The 11,478-nt window shown below is 49.4% G+C and carries 9 protein-coding genes; all 9 read left to right on the top strand.

Annotated features, from left to right (window positions below; genetic code table 11):
• Window positions 1–130 precede the first annotated feature (130 nt).
• Window positions 131–979 carry a PHP domain-containing protein gene (locus tag QZQ08_RS01290; protein WP_296326798.1) on the top strand — a complete coding sequence of 283 codons (849 nt, stop codon included), beginning with the start codon at window positions 131–133 and terminating at the stop codon, window positions 977–979.
• A complete protein-coding gene (locus tag QZQ08_RS01285) occupies window positions 976–1,842 on the top strand; it encodes an Asp23/Gls24 family envelope stress response protein (protein WP_296326796.1) in 867 nt (288 codons plus the stop codon). The genes QZQ08_RS01290 and QZQ08_RS01285 overlap by 4 nt, the downstream gene beginning before the upstream one ends.
• Window positions 1,843–1,895: 53 nt before the next feature.
• Window positions 1,896–2,858, top strand: coding sequence for a ribonuclease HIII (gene rnhC, locus QZQ08_RS01280; RefSeq protein ID WP_296326793.1), 963 nt, complete (start codon window positions 1,896–1,898; stop codon window positions 2,856–2,858).
• A 96-nt stretch (window positions 2,859–2,954) separates the two neighbouring features.
• Complete coding sequence (locus QZQ08_RS01275; RefSeq protein ID WP_296326792.1) at window positions 2,955–3,956, top strand: lysylphosphatidylglycerol synthase transmembrane domain-containing protein; 1,002 nt, start codon at window positions 2,955–2,957, stop codon at window positions 3,954–3,956.
• Window positions 3,956–4,879: an NAD-dependent epimerase/dehydratase family protein gene (locus tag QZQ08_RS01270; RefSeq protein WP_296326790.1), complete on the top strand. Its 924-nt coding sequence runs from the start codon at window positions 3,956–3,958 to the stop codon at window positions 4,877–4,879. Before QZQ08_RS01275 ends, QZQ08_RS01270 begins: the two co-directional genes overlap by 1 nt.
• Window positions 4,880–4,891: 12 nt before the next feature.
• Complete coding sequence (locus QZQ08_RS01265; protein ID WP_296326788.1) at window positions 4,892–5,878, top strand: TAXI family TRAP transporter solute-binding subunit; 987 nt, start codon at window positions 4,892–4,894, stop codon at window positions 5,876–5,878.
• A 305-nt stretch (window positions 5,879–6,183) separates the two neighbouring features.
• Window positions 6,184–7,851: a ribonuclease J gene (locus QZQ08_RS01260; protein WP_366140913.1), complete on the top strand. Its 1,668-nt coding sequence runs from the start codon at window positions 6,184–6,186 to the stop codon at window positions 7,849–7,851.
• A 28-nt stretch (window positions 7,852–7,879) separates the two neighbouring features.
• Window positions 7,880–10,285 carry a DNA translocase FtsK gene (locus tag QZQ08_RS01255; RefSeq protein ID WP_296326783.1) on the top strand — a complete coding sequence of 802 codons (2,406 nt, stop codon included), beginning with the start codon at window positions 7,880–7,882 and terminating at the stop codon, window positions 10,283–10,285.
• Complete coding sequence (locus tag QZQ08_RS01250; RefSeq protein WP_296326782.1) at window positions 10,282–11,478, top strand: helix-turn-helix domain-containing protein; 1,197 nt, start codon at window positions 10,282–10,284, stop codon at window positions 11,476–11,478. The genes QZQ08_RS01255 and QZQ08_RS01250 overlap by 4 nt, the downstream gene beginning before the upstream one ends.

The raw sequence follows: 11,478 nt of genomic DNA, 5'->3' as shown, positions 1-11,478 counted from the left end.
ATTAAGCTGCAACACAATCTTATAGGGGTCTCCCGAGAAAATGTTGACACATACAGTTCATGAGACCGTTCTGCGTTTTAATGTCAATTATGGTATAATGACGGTATATAAGAATGGAGGAACGGCACCTATGTTAGCGGACCTGCATATGCATACAACCTTTTCAGATGGGGTCAATACACCAGAGGAACTTGTACGGGAAGCAGAAAAAGCCCATCTATGTGCCATGGCCATTACCGACCATGACAATACCCTGGCATTTGATGAAGCCAAAAAGGTCATCGATGCGCACCAGGATAGGATCCATCTGATCCGGGGCGTTGAAATGGATACGGATTACAAAGGAAAGGATGTCCATATCCTAGGGTTTCACTTTGACCCTACAGTCCAAGCTTTTCAGCGAGCCCTTGCCTGGAACCGCAGCGGCAGGGTGGAGCGGGTTATGAAGATCATTGAAAAAATCCAATCCTTGGGATATGACCTTTCCTTTCAGGAAGTAAAGACGGAAGCAGCAGGCGCCCATAGCCTAGGCCGTCCTCATATTGCCCGCGTCTTGGTCAAAAAAGGGTATTTTCAAACCGTAAAGGATGTTTTTGATACACTCATTGCGGCAGGAAAACCAGCCTATCTCCGGCAGGTCAAGATGAGTCCCATCGAGGCGGCCCGGATTATCCACGAAGCGGGTGGGATTTCCGTCCTTGCCCATCCAGCTGAAATAGAAAATCTTTCCTACGTAGAGGAAATCCTGCAAAGTGGTGCCATGGACGGGATCGAAGTCTACCATCCATCCGTTCTGCGGGAAAACCCCAAACACGATTGGCTTGCTATCGCAAAAAAATATCATCTCCTCGTCAGCGGCGGCAGCGACCTACATGGCAATCCGGGGCGGTTTCCCATGCACTTAGGGGAATTTCCGATTCCGTACGAGGCGGTTTCGGGGATTGTAACTTACCCTCAAAACAGGGGGAATGTAAAATGAAAGTGATTGCTTTTACAGGACCGAGCGGGACAGGCAAAAGTTTCCGCGCCATCAGTGTGGCACACCAGCATGGCTGTGATGGCATCATCGATGACGGTCTGCTTATTGAAGGCACAAAAATCTTGGCGGGAAAATCAGCCAAGACAGAACAGAATAAAGTGCAGGCGGTCAAACGGGCAATTTTTATGGAAAAGGACCACTGCGACGAGGTCAAAGAAGCTCTTCAGCATAGTCGGATTACCTGCTTGCTCGTCATTGGGACCAGCGATAAAATGGCTGTAACCATTTGCAAACGACTTGCTTTGCCGGCGCCTTCGGCATTTATTCACATTCAGGATATTGCCACGACACGGGAAATGAAAAAAGCTCGTGATACGCGCATCAAGGAAGGAAAACATATTGTTCCTGTTCCGACAATCGAACTGAAACCGCATCTGTCGGGCGTCCTTGTGGATTTGCCGCATCGTCTATTTGGCCGCAATAAGAAACATCGGGAGCTGCCTGAAAAATCCATTGTCAGGCCTGCCTTCAGTTACTATGGGAAGATTTCCGTGACCGATTATGTCGTCAGCGATATCGTCCGTATTGTCGTCCAAAAAAACAAGGATGTGGACCGGATATCCGCTATCAAGGTACGGCGGCCGGCAGATACCAACAAAGGGATGACAATTTACTTGGATTTGGTCCTGTTCTTTGGGGCTCATATCTTCGACGTCGTCAAGCATCTGCAGGCCAAGATCAAAGTTAAGGTCGAAGGCATGACAAGTATGCCTGTTCGGGATATCAATGTTTCGATCAAGAGCCTGACTGTGCGCAATGAAAAGAAAGAAGAAACCACGGCAGCTATACCTCAAGAATCATAAGAGGGGGAGGGAGAGCCCTCCTTTTCTCTTTTTTCAAGGAGTCTCACGTAATCATGAAGTCCAAGAAACTTCCAGAATCCGTTTTTTTGGAGCGAATCCACGCGCTTCAAAAGAACCTTGGCGCTTTGGCGTCCCAACCTGTTGAACTGAAAAATGTAAACTTTGGCATCCAGCTCGTTGTGATAAAAGGTAAGGAACGCGCTGTTGTCACAATCTATAATGGAAAAGATGGATGGCGTCCCGTACTTGCACAGAAGGAGGGCCCCTTCTTTGACCGAGTAAGGGCCGTTGTCTTTGGTACGGATGCCGCTTCTTCGCCCCAATTCGGGAAAAAAGGAGCAGAGCCTTTATTGACCCTTTTGGGAGCGGTCAAGCGGCCCGATGAGTTATGGGCAGGCAGCGATGAATCGGGAAAAGGTGATTATCTTGGCCCTTTGTGCGTAGCCGCTGTCGTTCTTGATGAAATAGGCGCCAAAAAGCTCCTTGCCCTTGGCGTACGCGACAGCAAGACCCTTTCTGGAGCAAAGATCAGGATGCTTGCTCCGCAAGTCTATGCCATTGCCAAAGCAAGTGCCGCAGCCGCCCTTATGCCCCAGCAGTACAACGAGGAATATGAAAAGGTGCGGAACCTGAATCCGCTTTTGAGTACCTATCACATCGGAGCCATCATGACCGTCATTAAAAAGGTTCCCGCATGTCATTTTGCCCTGGTGGATCAGTTTACCCGGTCCCCTTACATAAAAAATGAGCTGGAACGAGCAGTTCCCGGGCTTTCTGTTTATTCCCATACCAAGGGAGAAGCTGATATGGCCGTAGCGGCAGCCTCTATTCTAGCTCGGTCCCTGTTTCTCAAGAAAATGGATGAGTTATCCCAAGAAGCGGGTTTTGAACTTCCCTTTGGGGGCGGCGCCCAAGCAACCCGAGCTGCAGAAAAAATCATCCAGCAAGAAGGGCGGGAACGCCTTGGCCATTACGCCAAATTGCATTTTGCCAATACAAAGGATTTCAAGGAATAGCTCCTTGTCTGTTTTCTTGTTCTCTAACCTATGATATAATGAGAAGGTTATGTAGCAGTCATTACTTTCGTAAAATCTTGATGGGAAGGTCTTTCCATGAATAAACAAATTTTCCGCATGCTTCTCGTCCTCTTTTTTGTCGTTGTCTGTGTCTCCGCCGGCGTCATCTATTTTACCTTCGATCGCAGGGCCTTGGATTACTTGACAACATTTCGTCCGCAGTTCGCCCTGCTGGCCCTTTTGCTGCTGGGTGTAGGTCTTTTCTTTGACGGGACACGGCTCATTACACTGACGCATCTTTCTGATGAAAAGATGGACTACAATCACGTATTCAATGTTGTATTCAGCAACTATTTCCTGGCTCTTTTAACTCCGGGCCAAGGAGGCGGCGGAATTGCCCAACTGATGTTCATGAAAAAAGCAGGCGTTTCGGTTGCCAAATCAACCTTGATCATCATTGTGAGGACCGTTATGTCCATTTTGTTTCTTTTCCTCACAGTGCCGGTTGTCTTTTATTTCGATCCGAGCCTTGTGAGCTGGATGCCGCCCAGTATCATTGCCCTTATCTGTGCCTTCTTTATTTTTGCACCAGGCATGCTGATTTACTGCATCGTAACAGGACGCTTTGAAAAATGGCTGGTTCGCTTCTGCCGCCGTTTTTCCCCAAGGGTGCAGGAAGCGGTCTTTCTTTGGTATCGTGATTTCCAGCAGGCCCTGCTCCTGCTTTTTAAGAATCCCAAGCAAGTCCTTCGGGCTTTTATTGAATCCGGCCTCAGCCTGCTTTTCATTTATTCGGTTGTGCCTGTTTTCATTTATGCCTTTGGCATTTCTGACATTCCGCTTCATATCATCATGGGACGGATGTGTCTTATCAACCTTGTTTTGTACTTTACTCCGACACCTGGCGGTACCGGGGTTGCTGAAGGGGGCTTCCTGGTCCTTTTCAATTCCCTGCTGCCTGCGGGAGTGGCCGGTGTCGTGGCCGTTATGTGGCGTTTTTTCTGTGAATATATTCCCTTTACGATTGGGGCCATCGTCACAATCAGAAGTTTTGGCCTTGATGTCTTGACGCAGATCCGGAGGAAGAACATCGACTGATGAAAAAAATCCTAGTGACCGGTGGGGCAGGCTTCATTGGATCCCACATTTTGGAAAAATGCAGTGAAGTTCCCGGGCTTTCCGTAACCGTCCTGGATAATCTCTCGTCAGGATTTAAGGAGTATGTTCCTGCTTCGATGAGACTGATTGAAATGGACGTACGGGATGAGGCATTGGGTGATTTCCTGCTGCAGGAACAGTTTGATACGGTCATCCATCTTGCCGCCCAGACCTTGGTGCCTTTTTCTATGGAGCATCCCTTGGTCGATGCGGACATCAACATCAAAGGGCTTATCAATTTATTGGAAGGCTGCCGCACAAGCGGCGTCAAGCGAATCATCTTTTCTTCGAGTGCGGCCATCTATGGGGATAATCAACATCTGCCCCTTACGGAAAAGGAGGTCCCAGCGCCGACTTCTTTCTACGGCTTATCTAAGGTGACGGCAGAATCCTACATCCGTCTTTACTGCTCGCTTTATGGAATGCATGGAATCATCCTGCGCTTTGCCAATGTTTATGGCGAGCGGCAGGGAGAAACGGGTGAGGGCGGCGTCATCAGTATCTTTGCCCGTCTCCTTCACGAACATAAGCCCCTGACCGTGTTCGGTGACGGGGAGCAGACCCGTGACTTTATTTATGTAGGCGATATTGCAGAGGCCATGGTTCGCTCCCTTACCTATGAAGGCCTTGCTACGCTGAATGTTTCGACAGGATGCAAGGTTTCCCTCAATGCGCTCCTGGCCGTTTTGGAAAAGCTTACAGGGAAGATTCCCTCTGTGCAATATGGGCCGAGGCGGGAAGGGGATATCCGTGATTCGGTTCTATCCCATGACGCCCTTCAAAAAGAACTTGGACCTATGACATTTACTTCACTTCAGGATGGTCTTTCCCGTACGCTCGCGTATTTTTCTGCCCATCCGTAAGGGGGTATTTCCTTGAAAAAGATCATTGTAGCCCTACTGGCAGTCAGTCTCTTTTTGGTCAGTGCCTGTCATAAAAAAGAGGCAACCGCCCCACAAAAGGGGGCTGCGCCGCACCCTCAGCTGCGGCTTGCGGCCGATGAAGGACCCAATACAAATGCCCGGGCAGCGGTCGCAATCAGTCGCTTGTTGAGTCTCCATTTTGACGGCCTCGATACAAGTACCCTATCTACGGCTGGCTCTCTGGCTTCTTTGGACCTTATGAAGCAGGGAAAAGCCGATCTGGCCATTGTCCAGCAGGACGTTGCCGAAGCTGTTTTTTCAGGGAAAGCACTCTATGAAGGAAAACCTTACCAGGATTTTCGGGAACTGTGTTATCTGGGGCCCCGCACGCTTTATTTTCTCGTGCCCCGGTTTTCTCCCATTTCTGACATGAAGGAGCTGAAGGACCGTAAAGTCGCGGTAGGCGCACCTGGGTCAGGCATGGAAGTCACAGTTCTTGCCTTATTGCGTGCCGCCCATATGAATCGTCAGGATATAACCCTTCAGTATCTTTCCAATCAAGATGCCTTATCTGCCGTAGCAGCAGGCCGGGTCGATGCCGCTTTTGTCATGGGAGGCTTACCGGATAAGGAAATAAACGAAGCCCTTGCCGGCGGAGCAATCCGCTTGGTCCCTCTCGAGGCTCCTGCTTTTGAGGAACTGGCTGAACGGACGGGACTGTATCTGCCAACGACAATCAAACTAGGGACATATCCTTATATGGATGCCCCTGTTGTCACCCTTTCGGTTCCAGTCCTACTCGTAGGAACAAGCGAGCTGCCCAAGGAGAGAACCTTGGCGCTGCGCCGCTTACTCCAAAGTGGAGTAGGGGAGATCAAAAAAAGCGATGTTTCCCTTCTGTCCTTCTCAGATCAGGCACTTTTTACGTCCTCAGGAATCCCTTTTCCTGAAAGCTGGGGGAACATAGAGGAGAAGGATCAGGATGAATCTTCGCAATAAAATGGATAAGGGGCGATTTTCTGCGCCAATCCGTTGCAAATCTAGACGCTACAAGTTATAATGAAATACTAGGGATTAGGGGAAGGATGGTCCATATCCTTCCCTTATTCTTAACATGATGCTGTGTTAGCAGAGTAAAATAGGAATTTTCCACGGACTGTCATCGTCCCGTGGTTGATGGGGTTTTAGGTACAAACCCCCATAATTCATAGATAATCATACTTTTGGAAAGCTTTTCAGATTCTTTTTTTGTGACAAAAGGTTTGCTGCAAGCTTTCGCTTAACAAATTGAGGAGGTGTCCCTTTTGGCAAAAGGACAACAGAAAAAATTAAGTATCATCCCCTTGGGTGGGCTTGGTGAAATTGGTAAAAATATGACCGCATTCCGTTACGGAGAAGAAATCATCCTGGTTGATGCCGGTCTTGCTTTCCCCGATGATGAAATGCTCGGGATTGATCTTGTCATTCCAAATTTTTCTTATCTTGTTGAAAACAAAGATAAGGTCAAGGCAATCTTCCTGACCCATGGTCATGAAGATCATATCGGCGCCATGCCCTATGTGATGAAGGAACTGAACTGCCCCGTTTATGGCTGCCCCCTGACGCTGGGCATCCTCTCTGGCCGCCTGCGTGAAAATGGCGTTTCAGATCAAAAGTGCAAAGCGGTCAAGGCTGGGTCCACTGTCCGTGCGGGATCATTTCGGGTTGAATTCATTCATGTGAACCACAGTATCCCTGATGCAGTTTCCCTTGCTATCCATACACCGGTGGGCACAATTGTCCATACGGGGGACTATAAATTCGATCAGACCCCGGTTGACGGTCAGCCTACGGATTTTGCCCGGCTTGCCGAAATTGGTGATAAAGGAGTCCTGCTCCTGCTGGCTGATTCAACGAACATTGAACGGCCTGGATTTACGCCCAGTGAAAAGAACGTAGGCAAGACGCTCGATGAGCAGTTCCGGGCTGCCAAGAACCGGATCATTGTGGCCACCTTTTCCTCCAACGTCCATCGTCTACAGCAGGTTATTGACGCGGCTGTCATGACGCGCCGTAAGGTTGCCGTCATTGGACGCAGCATGGTCAATGTCGTCAATATTGCCAGCGAGATGGGTTATCTCAAGATTCCTAAAGGTGTACTCATCGATATTGATGAAACGCGCAACTATTCACCGCGTCAGATTGCCATTATTACGACGGGCAGTCAGGGTGAACCTATGAGCGCCCTGACCCGCATGAGCAATAGTGAGCATAAAAAAGTGTCCATCATGCCTGGCGATACGGTCATCATTTCCGCTACGCCGATTCCGGGAAATGAGCGCGGCGTGGGGCACACCATCGACAACCTTTATAAGCTTGGCGCGGAGGTCGTCTATGGACGGGAGCGGGGCATTCACGTTTCCGGTCATGCCAGCCAGGAAGAAATCAAAATGATGCACCGACTGATTCGCCCGAAGTTTTTCATGCCTGTCCACGGTGAATACCGTCACTTGGTCCTTCATAAAAAGCTCGCCATGCAACTTGGCATGAATAAAGATAATGTCGTCATTGCTGAAAATGGATCTGTTGTAGATGTTACGCCAAACTCCATTGGAATCAGCGGCCACGTAACGGCCGGCAAGACCCTCATCGACGGCCTTGGCGTAGGGGATGTCGGAAATGTCGTTCTTCGCGACCGCCGCCAGCTTTCCCAAGATGGGATCCTCATCGTTGTGGTCACCATCGACCACAGCAATTATTCCATTGCTGCCGGTCCTGATATCGTCTCCCGCGGATTTGTCTATGTTCGTGAATCGGAAGAATTGATGGAAGGCGCTCGTGACCGTGTTCTCTCCACCCTTGATAAATGCCGGGAAAGCCATGTGACGGAATGGTCCAGCTTAAAGTCCGCCGTCCGGGATTCCTTGGGACGTTATCTCTTTGATAAGACAAGACGCCGTCCTATGATCTTACCGCTTATCATGGAAGTTTAACTGTCTGATTGAATAAGGAAGGATTGCCGTGAAGAAAAAAACGCAGCCAAAGAATACAAAAAAGAGGACAAAGGCCGGGGAAAATGGCTTTTCCTACAAGCTCGAGGCCCTTGGAATCTTATATGCTGCTCTTGGTCTCTTCATGGCCGTAAGCCTTTGGTATCCCGAAGTCGGTTTTTTAGGAGATTACGCCCATTACTTCCTGACCATGGGCCTGGGAAAGGGCGCGCTGCTCCTTCCTGTTTATATGGTTATTCTAGGGTTATGCTATGTTGTGAATCATAAGCGGCCCCAGCTGTCCAAAAGATTCTTTTCCATCCTGCTTTTTTTGGTGTCCCTTCTTTCCCTCTGGCATGCCAGTGTGATCCCGGAAGGGGCTGAAATCCTGCCAGAATCATTACCTATCGGTGGCGGCCTTCTTGGAGGCGCCATCGTGTTTGTTTTCACAAAGTTTGCAGGCCGTATTGGAACCTTTATTCTGCTCGTTGCCCTGACCTTGATTTCCTTGGTCCTCACAAACCGTTTCTCCCTCAGCAGACCTTTGAAGGCGGCTGGGGAGGAGATGAAGAACGGCGCCATGACAGCTGCCCAGAAATGGAACGATTACCAAGATGCCCGCAAAAAGCGGAAACGGAAAATTTATGATCAGGAGCGGCAGGAAGAAGCATCAATGGTTCAAGAGGGCCCAACTGAGGAACCTAAGCAGCGGACCATCAGTGAGATCATTACGGGAGCTCTTTCGAGTACAAAACCGCTTGTTAAATTTGATAAGGATGAAATTGAAGGCACCCAGTCAGACCAGCCGCAGGCTGCGAAAAAAGAGGCGGAATTTGTGTCTTATGAACCTGTCATTCCGCCGAATATTCCCGATGAGCCGGCAGGGCTGGCGGAGGACAAAACACAATCACCCGCTCCTAAAGCTGAAGCCGACGGCACTCTCCAAGCCTCAGCTGGATCAACCGATGTGCCCAGCTATGAATTTCCGCCATTGACCCTTCTTAATCCACCGCGGCCCGTCAACCGGAACCATTCCCGTCAGGAAATGGAAACCCAGGGGCACATCATTGAAAAGACGCTGTCCGATTTTGGTGTTAAGGCAGCCCTTGTCAATGTCACCAAAGGGCCTTCTGTTACGCGGTATGAACTGGAACCGGCGCCTGGCGTCAAAGTGAACAAGATCCAGAATCTTGCTGAAGATATTGCCTTAAAGCTTGCCGTGACGAGCGTCCGTATCGAGCCCATCCCTGGCAAGGCAGCCATCGGGATTGAGGTCCCGAGCCGCTACAGTGAGGCTGTGACATTCCGCTCCATCGTGGACTGTGACGAGATCAGAAACGCCAAAGGAAAACTTTGCGTCGGTCTCGGCAAGGATATCTCTGGCCGGGTTATCGTGGCCGATCTCAGCAAGATGCCTCATTTGCTGATAGCAGGTTCTACGGGGTCTGGTAAATCCGTCTGCATCAACACCATCATTGCCAGTCTCCTTTATCGGGCCAAACCGAATGAGGTCAAACTTATCCTTGTTGACCCAAAGGTCGTGGAACTGACAAATTACAATGGCATTCCGCATCTTTTGACACCTGTTGTTACAGGACCTAAACAGGCCGCCTCCGCCCTTCATTGGGCCGTTGTTGAGATGGAACGGCGCTACAGCCTTTTTGCCAAAACGCAAGTAAGGAAAATTGACGATTATAATGCCCTTGTCCCTAGTGATGAAGCTCTGCCCTTTATTGTTGTCATCATCGACGAACTCAGTGACTTGATGATGGTTGCCGCTGTCGATGTAGAAGACGCTATCCTGCGTCTTGCCCAAAAGGCTCGTGCTGCAGGAATCCATTTGATCCTTGCCACACAGCGTCCGAGTGTCGACGTCCTGACAGGTACCATCAAGGCCAATATCCCTTCGCGGATTGCCTTTGCTGTGTCTTCCAATACGGACAGTCGGACCATCCTCGATATGAGCGGGGCTGAAAACCTTTTGGGCCGTGGGGATATGCTCTATTTCCCGACAGGTGCCAATAAGCCGACCCGTGTCCAGGGTGCATTCATCACGGACGAGGAATTGGGACGGATTGTTGACTTCATCAAATCCGAATCCATTCCAACGGCGTATGAGGAAGAAGTAACAACCCAAGCTTTATCAGAAGATAAGAAAAAGCATGCTGGCGGGGAAGGGGAGGACGAGGCTGAGGACGACTTATTTGAAGATGCCCTGCGTCTTGTTGTTTCTACCCACCAGGCGTCCAGTTCCATGCTCCAGCGAAAGTTCCGTATCGGCTATACCCGTGCCGCGCGGCTTGTAGACATGATGGAAGAAAAAGGAATTGTAGGTCCCAGTGAAGGGAGCAAGCCCCGCAGTCTCATTATGAGTGAGGCTGCCATTGCGGAACGTTTCTTTACCAAGAACCCAAAGAAAGAGGCTGACTTTTCATGAAGCATATTGGAGAATACCTAAAGCAGCGGAGATGCGAAAAAAATATGACCCTGGAGGAAGTAGCCTCCCATACCGGCATCCGTGAGCAATATCTGACCGCGCTCGAGTCGGGGGATTTTACAAAGATCCCTGGCGATGTCTTTATTAAGGGTTTTATCCGGAATTATGGAAATTTTCTTGGGGAAAACGGAAATGATCTTGTTGAAGCCTATACAAAGGGATTTGCCACTCCAGAGGCCCTGCATGAACCCCTAAAGAAAACTTCTTTGGATGTAAAAGCCGAGTCGGAAGTTCCCCAGGAAATGGCTTCTTCCCCTGCTTCTACAGATGATTCCGTGTCCGAAAGCAATGATGAGCGTACCATGGTGGTGACCCCTTCCATGATGGAAGAGGCCAGACGCTCGTGGGAAGAGGAAGCAGCCGAAGAGGAACAAGAAAAGAATACCCCGAAGGTGCAGGCCGTCATCAAGGAAATCGATGACGAATCGGAACCTGGGAACAACCAAAAAGAAGACCCTGGCATCGTTAAGAAACTGCGCCATTTCGTTGAAGGCATCCTGTATGAAGAAGTGGATGATGAAGATGATGATGATGACGACGACACCGCCGATGAGGCGCTGGAAAATGGCGAAGAAAGACAAGAAAGCCCGCTTTATGCGTATCAAAAAAAAGAGCGCCAGGACAGCCGAAAAGGTGTCAGTGCCTATCTCAACGTTCGAATCTTCGGCATTGTTTTTGCTGTTTTCTTTGGAATCTTTTGTGTGGTCATGGCTTATTTTCTGTTTGGCGGCAAGACCATGCCGGAAATCCCTGCAACGACGAGTCTGTCAGACAGTGTAAAGAGTGAAAATTCTTCAACTAGAAAGGCAGAAGAAGAAAAGAAAGAAGAGAAACAGCCGGAGAAAAAGGAAGAGAAAAAAGGGGATACCAAAGCCTTTGGAAAAGAACAGAAAAATGGGGTCACGGTGACAGTTACGTATAATAAACCCGTCTGGACGGAAGCCGATATTGACGGAAAACGTGTGGAAACGGCTACGGTCAGTGCTGGGTCAACAAGAACGTACAATGGAAAATCCACTGTCAAACTGAATTTTGGCAGCATTCGGGACGTATCCATCAAGGTCAACGGCAAAGACTACAAACTGAAGGATACAGAGTGGGGGACCATGAGCAAAACTTTCCGTGCCCAGTAA

Source organism: uncultured Acidaminococcus sp., assembly GCA_900538365.1.
In the GTDB taxonomy this organism is placed as follows: domain Bacteria; phylum Bacillota; class Negativicutes; order Acidaminococcales; family Acidaminococcaceae; genus Acidaminococcus.
Note: the sequence above shows the minus strand (reverse complement) of the source record. Positions and strands in the feature narration are given on the sequence as shown.